Origin of the sequence: Pseudobutyrivibrio sp. ACV-2 (assembly GCF_900107545.1) — a bacterium.
Taxonomy (GTDB): domain Bacteria; phylum Bacillota; class Clostridia; order Lachnospirales; family Lachnospiraceae; genus Pseudobutyrivibrio.
The window spans coordinates 246,176-271,304 of the sequence record NZ_FNQZ01000002.1; the positions used below are offsets into that span (position 1 = coordinate 246,176).

A 25,129-nucleotide genomic window follows, 5' to 3' on the forward strand; every position below is an offset into this window, starting at 1 on the left:
TTTAATTTATAGGTCTTCTTTTATGTCAGCCAAATTCGTATATACGTTTTCAACGATTCGACTCAGAATCAATTGATATCTTTCAAGCAATCGCTCCACAGTCTGCGGCTTAAACAGCTTGGTGCTGTATTCTAGTCTGAGACTATAACCATCATTTGTCTGAAGGAAGTTAAATACTAAATCATACTTGCTCTGCTTTGATTTGAAACTTACGACCTCTATTTCAGCATCACCCACTTGTACCAGCTTTTGCTCTGCTGTATTTATCTGCTGCACCATCACATCAAAAAATGGAGCTCTGGATGGGTCGCGCTTGATGTATTTATCCTCAACCATCATGGCAAATGGATAATCCTGATGATTGTATGCCTCAAGGGTTGTGCTTTTTACTTTGCTTAGCAAATCATCTACATTTTCACAGCCTTCCTGGTTTACTCTAAGTGGAAGTATGTTCAGGAAATATCCCACTAAATCCTTAAGCTTTGGATTATCGCGGCCTGCGATTGGAGTGCCTATTATGATGTCTTTTTGTCCGCTGTACATATTTAAAAGCAGATAAACCGCTGATAAAGTCACCATAAATACAGACACCTGTTTTTCATTTGCATAGGCCTGAAGCTTTTTAACAAGCTGTTTGTCAAAATCGATATCTATTCCTGCACCAACAACCTCTTTTTCTATTGGACGTTTAAAGTCGGTGTTCATGTTTAAGACTGGAATAGGATTTTTTAGATTTTCACTCCAGTATGTTTTTAAAGCATCCTTATTTTTCTGTAATTCCTTTTTCTGCCATGCCGCAAAATCAACATAGCGAATATTTTGCTTTTTGATTTCAGGAGCACTACCACTTAAATAGCTCTCGTATAGCCTAAGCATATCCTTTGAGAGCACATCAAATGACCATGCATCTGCGATGATATGATGAAGAGTTAAAATGAATAGGTGCTCATTTTCACCTGTTTGAATCAACTGAAATCTCACCAGTGAATCCTTCAACAAGTCAAATGGAGTTTCATACTCTTTATCAACAATTTCTTCTATATTTACATCTTTATCCACAAAGTCCTCGTACTTATACTCCTGCATAATCTCATCAACGGAGCTGAAGTACTGAACAGGAACTCCTTCAACAAGTTTGATTCTTGTCCTAAGAGCTTCATGCTTTTCTACAAGGCCTCTGATAGTCTTTTCAAAACACTCTGTATGAATGTTTCTTAAGATAAATGCTGACACAATATTTAAGGTGCCATTGTCATTTCCCATTGAAACTGTAGACCAGAGATTTTGCTGGTTGTAGCTTAGTGGGTAGAACTCCCTTTCACCAAGAGCCTCTATTTTATTTTCATTGTTATCAGCATTTTTCTGAGAAAGTAGTGCTTCAACATTTTTTGCTATCTGCCTTGGTGTAGGCTCGCTAAAGATTTTTGCCAGTGGAATATTTACCTTTAGCATCTGAGCGATTTTTGCCTCTAAAATAGTAGCTGACAGACTGTGTCCACCTCTTACGAAAAAGTTGTCTGTGGCTCCTATTTTTTCAGTATGAAGAATCTCTTCCATGAAGCTACAGATAGATTTTTCTATTTCTGTTTCAGGGGCTACATACTCAAGATTTTTCCCCAGATCAATAGCCTCTAAAGCTCCCTTATCCACCTTTCCGTTTTTGGTAACAGGTATGGTTTCAATATTGCAATAGCTAGTTGGAACCATATAATCTGGCAGACGTTTCTTTAGATTGTTCTTTAGCATCTCGTAATCAGATGCTTCGCCAACTATAAATGCACAAAGCTGCTTGTCACCGGCACTGCTTGTTTTTACGATGACTACCGCATCGGCCACACCAGGCTGCTGCAATAGCACAGTTTCGATTTCCTTAAGCTCAATTCTAAAGCCTCTGATTTTAACCTGCTGATCTGCTCTGCCTAAATACTCTATTTCACCATTTTCAAGCCATCTGCCTAAGTCGCCTGAGCGGTAAATCCTAGTGCCTAAAAGCTTTGACTCTACAAATCTTTCAGCGGTAAGCTCTGGCAGATTTACATAGCCTCTGGCAAGTCCCTCGCCTGCAACGCATATCTCGCCCACGATACCGATGCCACACAAGTTGTCACCGTTCATGATGTAGGTGTCTAAGGTAGGGAGTGGTTTTCCGATGTTGCTAAGCTCACTTGCAGCATCAGCCTCCAGGATTTCCTTGTAGGTTGTATGGACAGTTGTTTCTGTAATTCCATACATATTTATGATTCGTAAATACGGATTATTATTTTTGAATTCTATGGTTTTTGTAGGTTTTAAAGCCTCCCCACCTGTCACCAAATATCTAAGTGCTGGAAGCGGATTTTCTACAAACTGAATCAGGTTATATAGGGATGAAGGAACCTGATTTAGCACTGTAACCTTTTCTTCTTCAAGAAGTTTTGCAAAGCTTTTTGGAGCCTTTGCAACCGACTTTGGAACCAGTATCAGCTTTCCACCATAGAGCAAAGCTCCATATATTTCCCACACTGAAAAATCAAAGCAGGCTGAGTGGAACATGGTCCATACATCATTTTCACTGAAATCAAACTGGAACCTATCGTTAAAGAGGAGTCTTACCACATTTCTGTGAGGTATCAAAACGCCCTTTGGATTGCCGGTTGTTCCGGATGTGAAAATGACATAGGCGGCATCTGTCGGTGCACTTTTTAAAGCCTTGATATTCTGGATTTCTGCGTCAGATGCATTTGTTTCTTCACATACATTTACAGGTGTTACACCTTCTAGTTTTGTTGTATCAAACTTGTCATTTACAAGAACGAGAGTTGCCCCTGCTTTTTCAATCATGTAGTTGATTCTGTCTATTGGATAATCAGGATCCATAGGGATGTATGCTCCACCAGCCTTTAGGATGGCAAGCATTCCAACTATCAGTTCAATAGATTTTTCTATGCAAAGTCCCACCAGACTATCTGCCTTTACACCAAGCTTTTTAAGCTTTACTGCAAGCAAATCTGATTTCGTATCAAGGTCTTTGTAGGTGATAGCTTCCTCACCGATTTGAACTGCAATTCTGTCAGGATACTCTTCTACTACTTCCCTAAAAATATCTTGGATAGCTTTATCTGTAGGGTATCCACATTCATGATTTACAGACCACTTTAAGAGCTTTTCCTTTTCCTCTGAGAAGCAGATGTTAATATCCTTACATGAAATATCTGGATTAGCGATGACCTGCTCCATAATCAAAAGGAAACGTTCCTTGATGGCTTTCACATTTTCAGCTGTGAAAACCTGGCTGTTGTACATGAACTTAAGCTCTAATGCATCTGCTCCTGGTATAACTACCACATTTAAGTCATAGTTTGTCTGCTCGTTTCCAGCTACTCCAAGGATTTTAAAGCCACGATTTTTCACCGCCTCTTCACTGTTGATTGACTCATCATATGGGTAGTTTTCAAACACCATGATGTGGTTTATAAGGTTGTTTTTTAGCTCGGTACCTGATTGGATTTCTACCAATGATGAATACTCATACTGCTGCAGCTTTCCATAATTTTCCTGCATTCTGATTGCAAGAGACTTAAAGCTATCAGCCTCATTTGTATTTACCCTGATTGGGATGGTGTTTATGGTAAGTCCCACCATATTTTCAATTCCATCCACCGGCACATTTCTACCGCTTGAAACATAGCCAAAAACTACATCATCAGTGTAATTTGATTTTTGAAGCATCAATCCCCAGATGGTTTCAAACAAGAGGTTGACTGTGACTCCAAGTGTTTTGGCAAGGTTGTTAATGCCTTCGCCCAAGCTTCCATCAATAAACACGGACAGTTCGCTTGGACTATAGTTAAAGCTTCCAGTGCTTAAATCCTTTCCTTCCACAGTAAGGATATTTTTGTAATCTGCTAAATAATCCTTCCAGAACTCAATATCCTTTTTGTCCTTGCTCTTAAGCCAGTTTACATAGGTAGAAAACTCATTTCTTATATAGGTCTGCACCTTCCTACCACAGCAAATATCTGTGTAGATATTAATGAAATCCGAAAGGAGAATTCCTGTGCTCCAGCCATCCAAAATGATGTGATGCAAGGTCCAAAGAAGCTCGTATTTTCTATCGCCTGTTTTAACTACTGCAAATCTAAACAGCGGATCTCTTGCTAAATCAAATCCTTTTTTTCTTGTGCTGCTTAAGTAGTCCTCTAAGAATTGCTCCTGTTCCTCTGTAGATTTCTGAGAGATATCTATATATTCCGGAAGAATTTTTCTATTTTTAAGTACTGCCTGTACAGGCTCCTTTACGCCTACTGTGACAAAAAATGTTCTTAGAACCTCGTAGCGGTCTACGAGATAGGCGAGTGCCTCATCTATTGCATTTTTATTTATCTCACCTTCCAATGGGATGCGCTTTTGCACTATGTACATGCTGTCCCCATATAGTTTTGTGAATGCAAGCATTCCCCCCTGAAGGGGGGTCAGTGGATATATTTTTTCTACCTTTGCTTCCATTGATGCCTCCTGTTTACTAGCCGATAGAATCTGCTGCTTCTAGGATAAATGCAAGTTCATCCATAGATATTTCATTTGAGCCGAAATCGTCTGGTGTGTATTCAACTGATTTTTTGCCCAGACAATGTGAGCCAAGCTGAAGGAGACTATCACTTATGTGCTGCAACAGAGTCTCGATTTGCTCCTTGCTAAAATGTAGCTTGTTGTAATTGACTTCAAACACTAAACGGCCATTTTCAATAAATGAAACAATATCTAAAATGTAAGGGCGAGTAACCTCATCCCCGATTAGATTGCCATAATGCATATCTACCATTTCAAAATCGCCACCTAATTGAGTGTTATTAATGTCTCCAAAGAAGCTAAATCCAATCTCTGTATTTACATCCAAAGTGCCCTTGTATGGGCTCTCCTTCATATAGTTTAAAATTCCGTATCCAATTCCATGACTTGGAATTCTTCTAAGCATTTCCTTTGTGAATTTAATAAGCATTCCTTCATCTGCATAATCACTGTCTACAAGCACTGGGTAAAGTGAGGTGAACCAGCCAACAGTTCTTGTTACATCAAGATTTTTTCCTGCCTCTGCTTCTCTTCCATGACTTTCCAAATTGATGAAGTATTTGCTATCTCCACTCCATACACTCAGCGCCCTTGCCAAGGCACTGAGTAATATATCCTGAGTCTCGGTGTTGTAGGCCACGTTGACCTCAGTTGTAATCAAGGATGTATCTGTAGGGTTGATTGTAATGGATTGTTTTTCGTTGTTTTTGTAGGTGTTATCTACATCCCTGTTTACGTTTAGTTTTGCTGATGGACTTTGTACCAAATCGCTCCAGTATTTAATCTCATCTTCAATTCTTTCTTTATTCCAATAATCTTTTAGAGCTTCTACCCATGCTTTGACAGAATCAGTCTTAAGTGGAATGCTGTTTTCCTCATTATCTTTGAGCTGATAATATGAATGAATCAAATCATCCAGTATTATCTGCCATGAGATACTGTCAATCACCAGATGATGTGCACAGATAAAGATGAAGCAGTCATCATCATCTCTAAACATTACCGACTTAAATAGCGGACCATTTTCTACATCAAACGTCTCTTGAAGCTGATTAGCTTTTGCAAGCATAAATGCACTATCACAGCAACCAGCAGTTTCACACAATTCAAACTCAAATAAGGATCCTCCTATTCCATTTATTTCAGCGGTCAGCCCCTTTGGATTGAAGACTGTTCTTAAAGCGTCATGGTGTAGCACAACCTTTTGAAGCGCCCCTTCGAAATAGTCCTCATCTATGTCTGCATTTGCAGCTAAAAGCACCGCCTGATTCCAATGGTTATAATTTTCTGGATTATTATTCAAAAACCAGTTTTGGATTGGAAGAAGTGTAACCTCTCCGGTGATGATTCCCTGTTCTGCCACCTGGGTCATTTCCTCAACATAAGGCGCCAATTCTCTGATGGTCTGGTAATGGAAAATCAAATCCACCTTTGTGGTAAGGCCTGATTTTTTTAGCTCTGACACAACCTGAAGTGCCTTTATGGAATCTCCACCAAGTAAGAAGAAATTGTCAATTACACTAACTTTTTCAAGGCCAAGCACATTAATCCAAGCCTGGACAAGTGCCTCTTCCATTTCATTTTCTGGAAGTGCATTTTCAGCACCTTCATTTTCAATAGTTATATCTGGAAGAGCTCGTTTGTCTGCCTTTCCATTTGTTGTAAGCTTTATTTCATCAACTCTCACAAAGAATTGTGGAACCATGTATTCAGGTAAGCGCTTCAGCAGATATTCTCTAAGCTTGGCATTTTCCTGCTCATCCTTTGCCACATAGTATGCAACCAGATATTCATCTCCATTTTTTTCTCTGACTGCTGCAATAACATCAGTGATTCCTGCATACTCTCGCAATTTGCTTTCGATTTCGCCAAGCTCGATTCTAAAGCCTCGCAGCTGCACCTGTTCGTCTATTCTTCCCAAATATTCAAGCTCACCGTTTGGCAGCCATTTAGCTAAATCTCCGGAGCGATATATTCTCTCTCCCGGATTTACAGGATTGTTTACAAATTTTTCTTCTGTAAGCTTACTGTTATTCAAATAGCCTTTTGCTAAGCCTAGGCCTGCCACGCAAAGCTCTCCAGGAATACCAATGCCACAAAGCTCATCACCGTTTAAGATATAAGTCTTTAGGGTTGGAATTGGTCTTCCGATGTTGCTCGTATCTTTTTTAAGGTCAGCTGGTTTCAGCTCCTTGTAGGTAACATGTACTGTAGTTTCTGTAATTCCGTACATGTTTATTACCCTTACGTCCTTGTGGTTTTCACACCATTTTGCGATTTTGGTAGGCACCAGCTTTTCTCCACCAAATATCAGGTATCTAAGATTTGTCTTTTTGCCTGAGTCTACCTTGATGTAGTTGTAAAATGCTGATGGCACCTGGTTGAACACTGTCACCTTTTCCTCGGCAATAATGTTTGAAACTGCATAAGTGTCACGAACCACATCTTTGTCTAAAAGTACCAGACGACCACCGTTTAACAGTGCTCCGTACATCTCCCATACTGAGAAGTCAAAGCAGAATTCATGGAACATCATCCACACATCGTTATGGTTAAAGTCATATAAATTCCTGTCGTTGAAAAGAAGTCTCACCAGGTTGTAGTGGGAAATCACTACTCCCTTTGGATTGCCTGTTGTACCTGATGTGAATATCACATACAGGTTGTCATTTATAGTGTTTTCTTTCTTTAAGTTTTCACCTGTTCCTACGTAATTACGTACATCTGAAAGGTCAATAATTTCAACATTTCTTAAGCTGTCATCAAGTGGTAAGGCAATGCCTGCATCCGTTCTAACTATCACATCTGCATCAACCTGTTTTAGCATGTATCTGATACGCTCTGCAGGGTAATCAGGATTGATAGGTACATATGCTCCACCGGCTTTGATTATGGCAAGAATTCCGATAATCATTTCAAAGGATCTTCTAGCCACCAGCGGCACATAGGTGTCTAGCCCTACTCCGTATTCACGAAGCTGTCTAGCCAAAAGATTGGCCTTGGTGTTCAGCTCCTTGTAGGTCATATGCTTATCGCCAAAGGTCAGGGCTGTGTTAAGTGGATATTTACTAACTACCTCTTCAAACAGCTCTACTACTGTCTTTTGTGGATAGCCTATTTCAGAGATTTCCTGATTCGTAAATACGATATTCTTATCTGACTCTGACAAAAGGTTTATGTCTTTGATGCTGCTTCCCATGTTTGTAATCTGAGTCAAAATCAACTCATAATACTTCATAAATCTTTCCATGGTTTCATGGGCAAATAGATCTGTGCAATATTCAATCTGCATTGAAACCTTGCGGTTTCTGTTTATCACTGCAAGCTCAAAATCAAATTTTGCTGTTACGTCTTTAAGAGCATAATTTTCAAATTCTATCCCCTCTATTTCAACGCCTGAAACATCGTAATCGTGGTAGCCAAACACTGTATCAAAAAGAGGATTTCTGCTGGTATCTCTCACCAAATCAAGCTTTTCGATTAAATCATCAAGCTGATACTCTGAGTTCTCTAAAGCATCGGTCAGATAGCTTTGCACATCCCTGATGAAAAATGCTATGTTGTTATCAGACTCCACCTTATTTTTTAATGGCAGGGTATTTACAAACATGCCTATCATGTTTTGAAGCTCGTAGTGATTTCTTCCCTGCACCGGAGTGCCCACTACAAACTCATCCTGGCCTGTATATTTGTGAAGCAGCACCAGATAAGCGCTGTAGTAAACTGCAAACTCTGAAACATTTATGTTTCTTGCAAATTCTGAAATCTTATCCATCACCTTGGTATCAAGAATGGCTTCAACCTTGGCGCCATTATAGGTTTTGATAAGAGGTCTTGGATAATCTGCTGGAAAATCAAGAACTGGAATTTCATCCTTAAACTGCTCTAACCAGAATTTCTCCTGCTCTCCCTGGTTTTCCTCACTTAATCTGTCGTGCTGCCATGCTGCAAAATCTCTGTACTGAAGCTTAAGTGGCTCAAGCTCCTTGCCACCGCAAATCTGCATCAGCTCTCTAACAAATATTCCAAGTGATGTACCATCTGAAATAATGTGGTGCATGTCAAACATCAGATAGAAAACATTGCTGTTTTCTTCTACTACAGCTGCTCTGATAAGTGGTCCGTTTTGCAGGTCAAATGGCTTTACAAATTCTTTTATAACTGTGTCGATGCTTCTTCCTGAAAGCTTTTCATAGGAAACAGCGACTTCCATTGTTTCATGGACTCTCTCAATAATTTCGTCATCTACTACTTCAAAGGTTGTACGCAAGCTCTCATGGCGATTTACGATTTTTTCCATTGAAGCCTTTAACACATTGACATCAAAATTGCCTGTGATTTTCACAACATTTGGAAGATTGTAAATGGTGTTTCGCCCCATCATCTCATTTAAAAGATACATTCGCTTTTGTGCGTTGGTTACAGGATAGCTTTCTGCATCTTCAATATGGCTGATGGTGTCAGCATCATTTTCGTTTCCACTATTATCATCAATAAATGCGGCAATGCCTTTTATTGAACCATTTTCAAAAATCATTCCAAGTGGAAGCTCTACCCCAAACTGCCTTTGAACCTCACCAATAAGAGCCATAGAGTTAAGAGAGTTTCCACCTAGCTCAAAGAAGGACTGGTTCACATCCACCTGAGTCTGATTTAACAGAGTGCAGTAGATTTCATGAATGACTTCTTCGGTTTTAGTTTCTGGCAGTGCAACCTCTTCAGCAACTTCCACCTTGTACTGCTCAAGTACCTTATAATCAAGCTTGTTGTTTGGTGTCATTGGAAGCTTTTCAAGTGTAATGAGCTTGTTTGGAATCATGTACTCTGGAAGCTCTGCTGCAAGAGTCTCATGGATTTCCTTTTCCCAGTTATCTTCTGTTTCACTTTCTTCTGTTACGATAAATGCCTTTAATAGCTTTGCTGTATCATCGTTCTCAAATACTACTGCTGCATCCTTAATGCTTTCTATTTTTAATAACGCATTTTCGATTGCAGTAAGCTCTACTCTAAATCCTCTGATTTTTACCTGACGATCTGCTCTGCCAACAAATTCAATATTTCCATCAGCGAGTGTTCTTCCCAAATCTCCTGTTTTATAAATCAGGTCGTCCTCGCTATTGTTGAATGGATTTACGATGAATTTTTCCTGGTTCAGCTCATCATCTCTAAAGTAGCCTAATGTACGGTAAGGAGTTCTGATATGAATCATTCCTACAGCACCAACAGGGCATGGCTTTAAATTATCATTTAAGATAATTGCCTGTGCACCAGCTATAGGCTTTCCTACTGGAATTGCATTTTTTTCTATGTCTGTAGGAGAAATTCTATAAAAAAGCTTTGCAAGAGTAGTCTCTGTAGGTCCGTAAACATTTACCAGCTGAATTCTGTCGCCAAATACTTCGTACCAATCTCTAAGGGAATTTGGAACTATTTTTTCACCGGCAAGTAACACGTTTTTGAGACTACTGAAGGAATCCTTTAGGATGTTATCTGGCTTGATGCTTGCAAACAATGATGGTGTGCAGTGCATCAGCTCAATTGCCTCATCATTTAACCAGCCTATAAAGCTTTCCCTTGAGATGATGGTTTTCTTGTCATCAGGGATGCATAAAACGCCGCCTGCAAAAAGAGGTACAAGCACATCTCTCAAATATGGATCGTGGCAAATTGGAGTAAGCTGACTCACACGAGTTTTTTCTTCAATGGCAAACTCATTTATTTCCCATTCAATAAACTGAGCCAGGCTACGGTTCATACCAAGGATTGGCTTTGGTTTGCCTGTGGTTCCTGACGTGAAGTACAGATAAGCTCCGTCAGTAGGTAAAAGTTCAGGCTCCTCATAGTCAGTTGTTGCATCGAAAAACTCCTGATAGTCGATTCCGGAAATGGTCTCTACAGAGTTTAAAAGTTCATCTCCAATAGCACGATCATCTCTGATTAAATATGAGGCTCCACAGCTTTCAATCATTTCGTATATACGTTTTAAAGGATATTCCTGATCGAATGGAACAAATATTGCACCTATTTTCCAGATACCTATCATGGCTACAATAGCCTGATATTTATCCTCTAAAAGGGTTCCAACCAAATCTCCCTTTTCAACGCCTATGGCCTGTAATTTATTTGCCACCTTTGACGAATCATTATTCAGTTGTTTATAGGTATAGGAAGTTTTTTTGTATCTCACCGCCTCGCTTTCACCAAATAATTTGAAGGCCTGTGCCAAATAATCCTGAACTAATTCATACTTCATTACTTTCCCTCTCCTTAAACTCCCGCAACCTCAAATATATCCATTAAAATTCCTGTGGTTATAACAATGATTAACATGTCACTGTCATAGGGCAGGTTTAATTTGAAATCAGGCTGACTGTATTGCTTTTTTAATTCTTCAACGTATTCCGGATCAAAAATCCCCTGACTTTTTATCCTGTCGAAGTTTAATATTTCATTTATGTATTCATCATTTTGCTTTAGGATGTCCGAGCTTCCCGGGGCAACAAAAGCAAATTTTGGTCTTTTTACAATTTCCTTGGGAACTATGCCCTCTGCTATTTTTTTTAGGATGTATTTCTCGTCGTATCCCTTCAGCTTCATTTCAGACGGGATTGTCATAGCTGTTTCAATCACGTTGATATCAAGGATTGGATATCTGGCCTCAACAGAATGCCCCATTGCCATGCGGTCCCCATGGTCTGAAAGAAGATGATCTGAAAGTCTCATTTTAAAATCCAGATAGGAACGTTTCTGTAATAAATCCATATGCTCAAGCTTTTTGGTATCAACTACCTTTACCCTTGAACAATCAAAATCCTTTAGGCTGTCAACCAGCTTGTTTGAAAACAGCTTTCGTCTCTGGTCTAAAAAGCTTCCATGATTTTTTTCGTAGGTGTAACATGGGTCGCCCCAAAGGAAGTCATTTATTTCCATGTCCTCTTTGGTAAGCTGGCTCATTCTCTGTGCTTTTGAAGCCTCTCGCATTTTGTCGAATTTGTATCCAACATAACCGCCAAACAGCTCATCTGCACCTTCGCCTGTGAGAACTACCTTCATGTTGTTTTCGTGCACAAGGCCTGATAACACATAGGATGCAGTGTTATAGGTTTCCTTTAGCACGCTTTCTGAATAGTACACAGCGTCCTTTAGGTTTGAAACAATATCACCTATTCCAAATAATCTTTCATGGTGGATGCTTTTCACCTGCTTTTGAACCAGCTGCTGATATTTACGTTCAGAAATTTCTCTAGCTGTAAAATCAATGGAAAATGAATGTCTTATGGTGTCGCTGCCAACCATGTTTATTAGGGATGCAATGATTGAAGAATCAAGACCGCCACTTATGTAAAATCCCACTGGAACACTGGCATTTAGGCGATACCTTACTGCCTTTTCAAGCTCAGCCTTTAGTGCCTCGGCCGCCTCGTTTTCATCCTTGTATTTAATCTCTTTGTCGTATAAAAGATCCCAATATTCAGTGTTTGTTATCTCACCATTTTTGATAATGAGATAGTGACCGCTTTCCAAGCTGTTTATTCCTTTGAACACAGTTCTTGGAGCGATTATTCCCGGGAAGGAAATCATTTGGTCTATTGCTGTCAGATCAAGCTCCTTACTCACACCAGGATATTTAAGTAAAGCTTTTATCTCAGATGCAAATACAACAGCCTCACCAACTCTTGTATAAAACAGCGGTGCAATTCCTACCTGATCTCTTCCCAGGAAAACCAAATCATTTTTCTTGTCATAAAGGCCAATGGCAAACTGTCCATTTAATCTTTTAATAAAATCCGGACCGTACTGCTCATACATATGGGAGATAACCTCCACATCACACTGCGTATGAAAAATATGACCTTTGGCCTTTAGCTCATCTCTCAGTTCTCTGTAGTTGTAGATTTCTCCATTACATACTACAGTCACCGTTTTATCCTCGTTTTGCATAGGCTGCATTCCAGACTCAAGGTCTAGGATACTTAGTCTTACAAATCCAAGAATTATTCCTAAATCAGTGTGGTATGCACGGTCATCAGGGCCTCTATGGTAAAGAACATCCATCATTTTTTGAACTATCTCCACCTGACCTTCTACGTTTTTAGTTTTATCTATGATTCCGCATATACCACACATATTCTGCCTCTTTCTTAAACTATTAAATCTACTGCAAAAGGATTAATCATATCTGGACTTACTGTCTGCCCCAGGCTAATGTCTCCAAGCAACATGCTTTCATTTTCAACTGCTTGTGTAAGAATGGCTTTGTAGGCATCAATAAATCCTTCAATGGTGCTTCTGTAAAACAAATCATCTGCATAAGCCACCAGACATTTCAGGTGATTACTTTCCTCGTAGACCTCCATCTGCATATCAAACTTTGAAGTCTTGTAATCCAAATCACATAGGCTAAAGCTTGAACCATCGAAATTGAAATCCCATTTCACGGAATTTTGCATGATGAACATTGTGTCGAAAATAGGATTTCTGTTTATCTGTTTTGGAATGCCTAAATCTTCAACCAGCTTTTCAAATGGATAATCCTGATTATCAAAATCCTTTACAAAATCAGTCTTGAATTCTTCGATATAATCATAAATTGACTTGGCAGCTGTCGGATTACTTCTAATGGCAAGTGTGTTTAGGCACATTCCCATCATGCGTTGGAGCGACTCCTGTCTGCGGCCTGCTACCGCCATTCCTGTGACGATTTCATCGCTTCCTGTGTAATGGCTTAAGAGTACGTGATACATACTCATTAGCACCACATTTAAAGTGGTTTTATGATTGTTAGCTTTTGCCCTTAGCTTTTTGGTAAGCTCCTCATCAATTGAAAAGAATATTACTTCGCCCTTTCCTGTCTTATGTGCAGGTCGTGCAAAATCAAGTGGAAGCTCTGGTGTATTTTCAAAATTCTCGAAACGCTTTTTCCAGTACTGTCCCTGATTTTCAATTGTTTTAGAGCTTAAGAATTTATTATGCCAAGCGGCAAAATCCCTGTATTGCAGTTTTGGATTTTCTAGTTTTTCTCCGTTATATATAGTGCTTAAATCTTCAAACAACACCTGCATGGACACACCATCAAAAATGCTGTGATGGAAATCGCCCAAAAGGTATGTCTCATCATCTGGTGTTTTTACCAGTTCCACTCTAAAGAGTGGGAGCTCATTCAAATCGAAAGAAGTAATAAATTGGTTGAAGTACTCTGTAATGGTATTAAGGGTGTTAATGGTTTTTATTTCGTATTTGAATGGCTCCTCAACTATTTGGTAAACAGTTCCATCGCTGACAGAAAATCTGGTTCGCAGGATTTCATGCTTTTCGATAATCTCATTAAATACCTGCCCTAAAAGCTTTGTGTCCACTCCCTTTAGCTTCACAGCAAATGGAATGTTGTAGCTGACACTGCTTTTGTCCAGCATGTGAGCAAATACCATTCGTTTTTGGGTTGGGGACGCTTCGTATCTGCTACTTTTTTCTGTCTTTTCAATCTTGTATTCAAAATTGGTATCAGTACTTTGTTCCTGATTTTCCAAATAGTTGCATAGGGTTGAAATAGTTGGATTCTGGAAAGCGATTCTAAGTGGAATCTCTAAATCCAATCTTTCATTTGCAAGGGCACACATTTTGGCCAGCTTGATGGAGTGACCGCCTAACTCAAAGAAGTTGTCTGTGGTGCCAACAGTATCTACACCAAGCACTTCTTCCCAAATGTCTGCAAGAGCTTCCTCCAGTTCTCCATTTGGTGCCACGTAATCGTCATTTATGATAAGCTCTGGCTTTGGAAGCTTTTTCTTATCAACCTTGCCATTTACGTTTAATGGCAGCTCCTGCAATTCCACAAAATAGTTTGGAATCATGTAGGCCGGAAGCTTCTCGCGAAGTGATTTTTTCAGCGCTTCGATTTTTATTTGTCCACTTGGAACATAGTAGGCACAAAGGTAAGCTCCCAGCTTTTCATCCTTCGATAGCACTACTATCGCTTGTTTTATTTCATCAAATGACAGGATTGCCGATTCGATTTCTCCAAGCTCTATACGGAAGCCTCGGTATTTTACCTGATCATCTACTCTGCCACAGAAGGCTATTTTGCCATCTGTCATGTATCGACCTAAATCACCGGTGCGATAAAATCTTTCGCCGGTTTTATCCACTATGAATTTCTGGGCAGTTAACTCAGGGTTATTTCTGTATCCCTTTGAAACACCTTCGCCACCGATTAATATTTCACCGGCAACACCTACAGGATTTATGTTTCCATCCTCATTAACTATTCTTACCGTAGTGTTAGAAAGTGGCTTTCCGATTGGTATAATTTCCTGCTGTAGCAGATCTTCATTTATATCCCAGTAGGTCGCAAAAACTGTTGTCTCTGTAGGTCCATAAATGTTGGCAACTTTTCCTGAGCCTATTACTTCAATGGCCTTTTTAACATGCATTACTGATGCTCTTTCGCCGCCAAACAAAATACGTCTTAGCCCCTTTAGTCCCTCTGGTTTTATGTCTATCAGAGCATTGAAAAATGCTGTAGTGACAAACATGATAGTGACCTTTTTGCTTTCGATTTCATCTATCAGCCTTGGAATATCCAGCTGAAGATTTTTGCTGACTATCACAAGTCCAAGTCCGTTTAGAAGAGTGTAGAAAAAATCAAATATTGATGCATCAAATGCGTAGCTTGAAAGGCCTATTAGCCTGTCGTCATCCTTTGCATCCGCGTAGTTAGTGTGTCGCATAGTCCTAAGGACATTTCTGTGACTGACCTCTACACCCTTTGGAATTCCTGTGGTACCTGAGGTATATATGATGTATGCACTGGTGTCCGGTGCCACTTTAATGGCAGGACGTTTCGTATCTTTCTCGTAGCAATCCTGGATTAACATGGCTGGTAAGTTTTCTACCAAGTCTGTATTCAGATAATCATTTCTATCCCATATGATTGCTGTACATTTACTGTCATTTAAAATAAATTCTTTTCTGGAATCTGGTATTTCTGCATCGACTGGAACGTAGGTACAACCTATCTTTAAGATTCCAAGTATTCCGGCAAGCATATCAAATCCCCTGTTACAGATGATTGCCACCTTGTCCTTTGGCTTGACGCCATTTTCTATCAGGGTGTTTGCAACTGCGTTGGCTTTGTTATCAAGCTCTATGTAGGATAGGGTTTTATCTCCCATGAAAAGTGCTGTTTTTTCAGGGTGGGCATCAACCTGATTTTCAAATAAATCTATGATTGATGACTCTCTTTCAAATTCAGTTTTTGGCGGATTGAACCTATGTATTATCTGCTCTCTTTCCTCTGCCTGGACCAGCTCAATATCCTTTATTAATGTCTCAGGTGAGGCAGCTATGATGCCTAGTGCCACCTTAAAATGATTTACAAACTGCTCTACAAATTCATGCTCAAACAGGTGACTGCGATAATTTATCCAGCCTCGGATTTTTCCCTTTAATCTATTTAATTCAATTTCCATCTCGCTTCGACAGAACTTTGATGGGATTTCCTCAAAGCTCATATCAAGACTTTTTATTTCAATATGATTTTCAGGATCTTCCTCATAACTGAAAAGTATCTGATGCTCCAAGCTTTCATTTTCATAGACCATCAGCTCCTCTCTATGCTGATAATCCTTTAGGAACTGCTGGTATAAATCCTTGCAATATTCAATGGTGGAAACCTCTGGTCTTATTTCTGTTTTAATTGGAAGAGCACTGATAAAGCATCCTATAAGTCCTGCTATTTCGGCATTGTCTCTTCCCGAAGTAAGGACTCCACATACCAAATCTTTCTGACCTGAATATTTATACAGTGTGATATAAAACGCTCCAAGCAACAGACTAAATAGAGTTATCTTTTTTTCTTTAGCAATGACCTGTAGCTGACCTACTCTTGCTTCATCAATTTCAAAATTAATGCGACTACTTTCATGGTCAAGCTGTTTTAATCCACTGCACCTGCTGAAAAACTCAAGCTGAAAATCTGTGCCGGATAATCTGTCTTTCCAATAGTTGGCGTTTAGCTTTTCATCTCTTAAACTCTTTTGCCAGAGACTGAAATCACCGTAGGTAATTGTCTCTTTAGGATTTTCGATGGTTTTGTTTTCAAGGCCTGCCTCGTAATACTGAATCAACTCCTTGAAAATGATGCCTGTGCTGGCACCATCTGCCAGGAGATGGTGGATGACAAGTACTATCATCCACTCTTCATCTTCAAGTTTTATTGCATCCACTCTATAGGCTGGAGCATTCTTCAAATCAAATGGCTTGTCTCTTTCGCTTAGAATAAAATCATTTGCTTCATCGCGGCGACCTGAATAATCCACAATACCTATGGCAAAATCTGTAGACTCTAAAGTCCTGGCAACCGACTTGCCTTCCCTTTCTTCAAAAACAGTCCTTAAGATATCATGCTTTTCTACCAGCAAATCAAAGGCTGCAGAGAAAGCTTCTAAATTTAGACTACCTTTAATTTTTGCAATACCACCAATGTTATAGATGGTGTTGTGGTTATACAGCTTTTCGACCATCAGAATACTTTCCTGATTGTAGGAAACCTGGTACTCCTTGTTATTTGCAGGATCATGCTTTATTAAATTGTTTTCATTCTTTGCTGCTGCAAGTTTTTTCTCTCTCAGCTTCTTCAAAAGAATGGCTTTTTGTGCTTCTGTTAAACCATTTAATCTATCATCCATCTGCGCTTACCCCGCGATTTCTTCTCCTGTTTCTAACTCAGAAATAACTTCCTGTAACAGTGCTTCAAGCTCGTCATCAGATATTTCTTCTGCAAGCTCTTCCACTGTATCAAGCTCAAGTATTGACTGAACCTGAGACTGTACAAACTGTCCTAACTGAGCGATAGACTCATTGTTAAGTAAATCTACGATAGTTATCACCGCACCTGTATTCATCTCGATTCGGTTCTTAAGCTCTGTAGACATCATTGAATCAATGCCAAGCTCGTTAAGTGAAACCTCTGACTCAATTTTTTCAACTGGTAAATGTAATACTCGTCCAACCAACTTTTTAACTGTGGTTAAAACAAATTCCTCTCGCTCCTGGTCTTCAAGTGTCTTAAAGGTTTCGTTAAACTGAGCCAACACTTCTTCATCTGTAAGAATCAAATTATTTCCATCACTTGCACCACCTCTTAAGTGATCAAGATATGGATTTGAGTTTCTTGAAACTGAATCAATTACCTTCTGCCAGTCAGCCTCAACCACAAGGGCATAAGGAATATTTTGCATAATTATTCGTTCCAAAGTGCATACTCCATTTATAGGTGAAATTGGAGTCATACCCTTTTTGATGTAGGTTTCCTGAAGGCCAAGCTGGCTAATCATTCCTGCATCCCATGGGCCCCAGGCAACGCTTAAAGCTGCAAGTCCCTTTTGTCTTCTGTACTCAGCAAGTCCATCTAAAAATGAATTTGCTGAAATATAGTTAATCTGTCCTGTTGCTGTAACCATGGCGGTGATAGATGAGAACATTACAAAGAAGTCAAGTGGCTGCTTTTCAAACTGCTTGTGAAGCACCCAGTTTCCGATTGTTTTAACATCATATACCTGGTGGAATGTCTCCTTTGGCATCTCGGTCATAAGCATGTCTTTGACCATTCCAGCTGTGGAAATGATGCCTCGGATTTTTCTCTTTAGCTCAGTATTTTCCTTGAAGAAATTATTTACGCTTTCTTCATCAGCCATGTTTAGATTTACAGGTACTACCTCTACACCTTGCGTCTCTAAACCTTTTACAAATGCTATTCTTGCCTTTGTTCTTTCATCATTTTCAGGACGTTCCCAAAGAGCTTTTGCTGGAACTGTATTTCGTCCAACAAGCACTAAACGTTTTGCACCCTTTTCAACCATCCAGTTTACAAACAACTGGCCAAGCTCTCCGAAAGCACCTGTTATCATGTAATAATCATCAGCACTAAAGCTTGTAGGGAATGGCTTTGTGAGAGTTTCGATGTTGTTGAGTCTTCCCACATAGCGTTTGCCATCTCTGTAGGCCAGCTGGTCTTCCTCGTCACCGTATAATAAATCCTGAACCAGCTGATGTACTCCATCCTCTGAATCCGTATTTACGATATCAGCTACACCTCCCCAGAAGGATGTGTTTTCCTGATTTCTAAGAAGTCGAGCTACGCCCCATGCTGGTCTTTGAAGGATTTGACCTTCATCTCCTGGTACAACATTTTGTGCTCCAAGTGTTACTGTAAAGATTTTGGTCTTATTTACTCCAAGTGCTTCAAGTGCCTTTACAACACTGATAAATGTGTAAACACCTGTATCTCCTACCTCTAAAATAGTTGATTTTGAGATGTCCTCATTTCCCGCAAGATTTATATTTAAGCAGTCGATAATTCCTTCGATTTCAGAAATGCTTCTAACTGCTGCAATAGCATTTTGCATATCCTCATCGCTGTCTTTTGTTAATGTTATGCGATGATTTAAAAGCTCTTCTTTGTATTCATCCGAATACGTAAATACGTAGCAGTCCACATCTTCAGCCTTAAGTTTTTCAGCAATCATCCTACCGATGCCCTTGTCGTCCTCAAGGAGTATCCATGGGTTTGTACGCTTACTTTTTCTTACAAGCTCCTTTTCCTTCCAGGTGAACTCATAAAGCCATTTATCAATAGTCTGTGTAGATGGCTTTTTATTACTTGCCTCAAGCACATTTACCTTGAAGTTTTCGATTCTGGCAATGCACTTATAGTCCATGGTGTACAAAGAAATATCGCTGATTGAATAGTCATGTGTGTTTTCCTTTATTTCGCATAAAGCCCACATTTTTTCTTCAATTTTTCCATAGACACTAAAATGTCCTACTCCAACAGGAAGTCTAAGTTCACTGTTTGTATCCTCAAAGCTTGTGGTAATCACCGTCTGGAAACAAGCATCTATCACTGCAGGGTGTATAGTGTAATCATTCTGCTCTGCAATCACTTCCTGGTTTAGCTTGAGAAGTGCAATTGCTTTGTCTTCGCAATTAACCAGCTGTTCCATATTTGCAAAATGGTTTGTGTAGAAAAAGCCCATTGCTTTGAATCTCTCGTAGATGCCTTCGTGCTGATAGCTTCTAAGCTTTTGCTTGCGTACCATGGCCTCAACTTCATCCACAGGCAGATCAAAGCCTGCTGCACACATCTGAGATTGTCTGTATTTTCCCTTTGCTACAACTTCCTTATCTGCCACATTGTAAATCGTGAAAGATGGATTAGTCTCATCCAAAACAATCTGTAATCTTGTGGCTTTATTAGGATTAATAAATGTAGCTTTAACAAATTTGATATCCTCTAATTCATAGTAGCCTTCACCGTAAAGCTGCTTTGCAGCCTCCATAGCCATTTCCATATAGCCTGCTGCAGGGAAGACTGTGTTCCCCTGAATTTTATGGTTTGGTATAAATTTTAAAACCTGTTCATTTAGCTCAAGCTCCCAACAAGGTGTTACGCTGTGAACCTTGTGTCCCAAAATGATATGGTCAAATATTCCAAGTCTTCTTTTTCTGGCATCCTCATTTTCGAGCCAGTATTTTTCACGCTGCCATGGATAAAATGGGAGCTTGATATAGTTTCCTTCTGTAGGATAAAAACAATCCAGGCTATTTGCCGCTCCAATAGTGAACAACGCTCCGAAGGCACCATAGAAGGTCTCTGTCTCATCCACTTTTCTTTTAAGAGAGGAAAATGTATTGACTTTTAGCTTTTTATCGTCTGCTAGCTGATTAATGTAGTTTGATAAAGTTGGATGAGGACCAATTTCTACAAAGGTATCAAATCCATCGGTTAGCATATTGTTAATTGCATCAGCAAATAGCACTGTCTGTCTTACATTCTTCCACCAGTAAATATTTGAGCTCATGTCTGTAACAAGTTGACCTGTAACAGATGAGTATAGAGTTACTGTTGGATTGTTAAGCTTTACGTCAGCCACACCCTGATTAAATTCATCTCTGATTTCTTCCATGTAGTGGCTGTGGAATGGTACATTTACACGTAAAAACTTATTAAATATTTTGTTTGCAGTAAGCTCTTCGCTTATCTCAAGCAAATCACTTTCTTCGCCTACTATAGTCAAACCGCTGTTACTGTTAATCGCCACAATATCAACGCTGTCATAACGGTCTATATATTCCTTAACCTCTGATAATGTCAGACTCACAGCAAGCATCTTTCCTTTTCCTGTAAGTCTCTGCTGTAAACTGCTTCGGTAGAAAAGAATCTTGATAGCATCCTCAAAGTTCATCACTCCGGCACAATAAAATGCTGCTATTTCACCGGCACTGTGGCCAACTATTGCATCTGGCACTATTCCCTTTGATTCCCAAAGCTTTGTGAGAGCAACCTGAATTGCAAAGTTTGCAGGCTGAGCCACCTTGGTTTCTGCCATTTTGGAATCTTCCTCAAACTTCATCATTTCCTCGTAGAGTGACCAGCCAGAGTACTTTTTGAATTCCTCATCGCATCTTAAAATTTCGTTTTTGAATACCTCTTCTCTTGCCATCAGGTCGCGTCCCATACGCCACCACTGAGGACCCATTCCTGTGTAAACAAAGGTGATTCCATTTGTTTTTTTCTTTTTATTTTTCTGAACTAAAAGGTTTGGTTCATCCCTTAGATAGTCATCAAATTCCTTCAACAGCTGCTGTCTGTTTGCTGCCATAAACGCAAGTCTGTGATTATGTCTATCCCTTTTATAGGACATGCTATATCCCAGGTCATACGTATTTACGTTTTCGTTTTTCTCTACAAGCTCCTTATAATTTTCAACATAATCCCTAAGTGCAGCTTCTGATCTTGCAGTGATAGGGAAGAGTCTGATTTCATCCTTATGGTCTGAGTTAATTACTTTTTTCTCTGGAGCTTCAGCCAAAACTACATGGCTGTTTGTTCCACCAAATCCAAATCCGTTTACACCTGCAAGCGCCACACCCTCGGTCTTAGGCCACTGCTGCAGAGTTTTTGATACGCATATATTTTTCTCTTCCAAGTTAATCTTTGGATTAAGCTTGTTTAGATTTAGATGTGGTGGAATCTCTTTTTTTGTAAGACAAAGTGAAGTCTTGATGATACTTGCAACACCTGCTGCGCCTTCTGTATGTCCGATGTTTGTCTTCAAAGAACCAACGATACATGGCTTATTTGCATCTCTTCCTTCAGACATGATTTCAGAAATAGCTTCTGCCTCTAAAGGATCACCTACTGATGTTCCTGTTCCATGCATTTCCACATACTGGATATCCTTAGCATCTACTTTTGCACTTTTTAATGCTGCTCTGATTACTTTTTTCTGAGCCTCTGGATTTGGCACTGTGATAGAGCTGGTGTGTCCATCCTGGTTTACAGCACTGCCTAAAATCACTGAATAAATGTTATCATTGTCCTTTATCGCTTCAGCCAAAGGCTTTAAAACTACCACGCCAACACCTTCACCGCGAACATAGCCATTTGCCGATTCATCAAAGGTCTTGCATTTTCCATCTACCGAAAGGAAACCGCCCTGAGATTCTGCAATTGTGTACTGAGGTGCCATGTTAAGTAATACTCCACCGGCTAAAGCCATCGAGCATTCACCATTTCTGATGCTTTGGCATGCCGTATGAATTGAAACAAGTGATGAAGAACAAGCTGTATCAATAGCCATACTTGGGCCAGTAAAATCAAAAGCGTATGATATTCTGTTTGCAACCATTGTCATCATGGCTCCAGTTGCTGTATGAACATCAATCAAATCGTAATTTTCACTTCCAAACTGAAGAATTTTGTAGTCGAGTGTGAATGCACCCATATACACGCCCACGTCCTTGCCGGCACATTTTTCAACTACAATTCCTGCATCCTCCATAGCTTCCCAGCTGGTCTCAAGTAAGAGTCTTTGCTGTGGATCCAAAAATGGGGCTTCTCTTGGTGTGATGCCAAAAAATTCAGCGTCAAATTCGTCTATGTTATCTAAGAAACCGCCATACTGGCTTACTGTCTTGCCTTTATAATTTCTGTTTTTGTTGTAGAAGCTTTTTCTATCCCATCTGTTTTCAGGGATTTCAACTACCACGTCTTTACCATTTGCAAGAACATCCCAAAACTTTTCTACATCGTTGGAACCACCTGGGAATCTGCACCCCATTCCGATTATTGCTACAGCATCCTCATGATTCTTGTAAAAATTACTATTATCGCTCATTTCTTATTCTCCCAATATCTTTAAAGCCAAATTTAATTTCCTCGTTATGTCTTAGAAATTTCTAAAACGTATATATCTCTCTTTTGCGATTTGATCTGGATTTATACCCTCATATTTCATCAAAAATGAATTAATATTCATGTCTAATTCCTTACAAATACCAGCCATATTTTCCACTGTAACAGGAGTTTCCTCGTCGATGATTCTGTCGATAATGCCAAGCTCCAATAAATCTCTTGCACACATTTTCATCCTGTTTGCTGCCTCAGGTGCTCTGGAATTGTCCTTCCAGATAATACTTGAATAGCTCTCTGGAGTAAGTACAGAATACACTGCGTTTTCAAGCATCCACACCTCGTTACCAATTCCAAGAGCAAGGGCGCCTCCACTTCCGCCTTCGCCGATAATGATTGATAGTGTTGGTGTTTTAAGTGTGCCGATTTTATTTAGCACATTTGCAATGGCAACACCCTGTCCGTTTATTTCAGACTGTTTTCTGCAATCAGCACCGATGGTGTCGATGAAAAAGACAATTGGTCTGCCAAATTTTTCTGCCTGTTCAGCCAAACGCATTACTTTTCTGTAACCCGATGGAGATGCCATTCCAAAATTTCTGTAGAGGGCATCCTGTATGTTTTCCTTGCCCTTTTGATTTCCGATAACCGTAACAGGTCTGCCGTGGAAGGAAGCTATGCCGCCGATGATGGCATGGTCCTCTCCACCAATTCTGTCCCCGTACAACTCGTAGAAATTATCAAACAGCTTGTCGATATAATTTCTACAGGTTGGACGCTTCTGACTTCTGGCAATTTCCACCGTTTCCCAAGCGGTTCTTCTGTTTGTTAAATCAAGACTTCTTTTTTGCGATTGTCTCTTTCTAAAGGGGATTTTTCGCTTCATGCCAAACAGCTTTGGAAGGTTAATTTTTCGCTTATGCATATCCAGTAAAAATATGAGCTTGTCTCTAAGCTCCTGCCTGGTCACTACATCGTCCACATATCCATGGGACTTTTGGAACTCAGCTGTCTGAAAATCATCTGGGAGCTTTTCACCTGTATTTTGTTCAACAACTCTTGCACCAGCAAATCCAATCATGGCACCTTTTTCTGCTAAAATCACATCACCAAGCATTGCGAAACTTGCCGTAACTCCGCCCATTGTAGGATTTGTTAAAACAGAAATATAAAAACCGCCTGCGTCGTTAAATACCTTTACAGCATTTGCAGTTTTCTCCATCTGCATCAGAGAAATCATCCCTTCCTGCATTCTGGCTCCACCGGAACAACAAAACAGAATGACTGGAAGCTTTTTTCTTGTTGCAATCTCGAATAGTCTGGTTACTCGTTCACCAACTATATATCCCATGCTACCCATCAAAAATCTTCCGTCCATGACACCGATTGCCACATCATGTCCACCAATTTTCATTTCACCGATTGCTATCGCTTCGTCCAAATTGTATTTAGCAGACATCTCGTTAATTTTTTCTTTGTAGGCCGGATCCTTTACCTGAGTTGGATAATCAATCTCATGCTTGAATTCCCTAAAGGTGCCTTTATCCTCCAGGCTCTCTATACGGCGATAAGCATGAACTCTTAAGTAAGCACCGCAGTTAGGACAAATTGAATAATTGTTTTGAACCACGATTTTTTCAAATGTGGTTTTGCATTTTTTACAGGTTCTGTACTCTTGGCCCTCCATTTTATTCCTCCTTAAAAACCTTAGGCTTCAGCCTTTTCCCAAAGTTTTTCGAACCGGTCCGTGATTTATTAGCAATCCGTTCACAGTTTGTTCACAAATCGCTTAACGTTGTTAACACATTAAGTGAAAGAGTGTTATTTGGTCAACACAATTTTGAGTATTATTTGATTTTTGTACATCATGGTGGAAAAATCTTGATTATTTTTCGTAAAACATCTACAAAAGGGTCTATTATCTGCTTATTCTTTGATTATTTTCCTCTGAACTCAATCAAACTTTTACACTTTAACCGAATAAAGGATGATTTGATGTGATTGTTTTACTGCATCTCAATCATCAACTCAATCAAAAATGGGCATTTTTTATTCCAAATTGCGCGCAATCCATCCCTTGACATTTTCGGAAATTTTTCGTAATGCGAAAAAACAATTGCGTGTGATTGTTTTTATTGCCTAGTTTTTTTGTGTCCAAATTGTGAAAAAAGTACAAAAAAAGACCCTTTATTGGGTCAAAACGTCAAAAAAGATAAAATTCGATCATAAGTATTTACAAGAAGACTTTTTCACTGTAAAGTATGAGTATAAAAAAATTATTTGTTCGGATTGTTACTGTTCGGCAGGCAAGACTGAATCAACCCTAAATCATCTTTGATGGTTTTTGTTTTTATCTTTGGGATTGGTTCAGTCATTTTTTTTGCAGAG

6 protein-coding genes are annotated in these 25,129 nt (G+C 39.5%); all 6 read right to left on the reverse strand.

All coding sequences use genetic code 11. From position 1 onward, the window contains the following. Nucleotides 1–6 precede the first annotated feature (6 nt). Genes BLV53_RS03850 through accA form a run of 6 tightly spaced genes read right to left on the reverse strand, consistent with a single transcriptional unit; the run spans nt 7 to nt 24,428 of the window. Nucleotides 7–4,485 carry a non-ribosomal peptide synthetase gene (locus tag BLV53_RS03850; protein WP_090297310.1) on the reverse strand — a complete coding sequence of 1,493 codons (4,479 nt, stop codon included), beginning with the start codon at nt 4,483–4,485 and terminating at the stop codon, nt 7–9. A 16-nt stretch (nt 4,486–4,501) separates the two neighbouring features. Beyond that, nucleotides 4,502–10,801: a non-ribosomal peptide synthetase gene (locus tag BLV53_RS03855; RefSeq protein WP_090297313.1), complete on the reverse strand. Its 6,300-nt coding sequence runs from the start codon at nt 10,799–10,801 to the stop codon at nt 4,502–4,504. Nucleotides 10,802–10,815: 14 nt separating this feature from the next. After that, nucleotides 10,816–12,675 (reverse strand): asparagine synthase (glutamine-hydrolyzing), encoded by a 1,860-nt coding sequence (asnB, locus tag BLV53_RS03860; protein ID WP_090297315.1) that lies wholly within the window; start codon nt 12,673–12,675, stop codon nt 10,816–10,818. Nucleotides 12,676–12,689: 14 nt separating this feature from the next. After that, entirely contained in the window at nt 12,690–17,234 is a 4,545-nt protein-coding gene (locus tag BLV53_RS03865; RefSeq protein ID WP_090297318.1) for a non-ribosomal peptide synthetase, read from the reverse strand. Between the two features lie 6 nt (nt 17,235–17,240). After that, the gene (locus BLV53_RS03870; protein WP_090297321.1) at nt 17,241–22,727 is read right to left on the reverse strand and encodes a type I polyketide synthase; all 5,487 of its coding nucleotides are present in this window, start codon (nt 22,725–22,727) and stop codon (nt 17,241–17,243) included. A gap of 51 nt (nt 22,728–22,778) precedes the next feature. After that, nucleotides 22,779–24,428, reverse strand: coding sequence for an acetyl-coenzyme A carboxylase carboxyl transferase subunits beta/alpha (accA, locus tag BLV53_RS03875; RefSeq protein ID WP_090297323.1), 1,650 nt, complete (start codon nt 24,426–24,428; stop codon nt 22,779–22,781). Nucleotides 24,429–25,129: the final 701 nt, after the last annotated feature.

What these genes read in the sequence shown, in the direction of transcription:
- BLV53_RS03850 (WP_090297310.1), bottom strand. Translation starts at nt 4,485, where the DNA reads ATGGAAGCAAAGGTAGAAAAAATATATCCACTGACCCCCCTTCAGGGG.
- accA (WP_090297323.1), bottom strand. Translation starts at nt 24,428, where the DNA reads ATGGAGGGCCAAGAGTACAGAACCTGTAAAAAATGCAAAACCACATTT.
- BLV53_RS03870 (WP_090297321.1), bottom strand. Translation starts at nt 22,727, where the DNA reads ATGAGCGATAATAGTAATTTTTACAAGAATCATGAGGATGCTGTAGCA.
- BLV53_RS03855 (WP_090297313.1), bottom strand. Translation starts at nt 10,801, where the DNA reads ATGAAGTATGAATTAGTTCAGGATTATTTGGCACAGGCCTTCAAATTA.
- BLV53_RS03865 (WP_090297318.1), bottom strand. Translation starts at nt 17,234, where the DNA reads ATGGATGATAGATTAAATGGTTTAACAGAAGCACAAAAAGCCATTCTT.
- asnB (WP_090297315.1), bottom strand. Translation starts at nt 12,675, where the DNA reads ATGTGTGGTATATGCGGAATCATAGATAAAACTAAAAACGTAGAAGGT.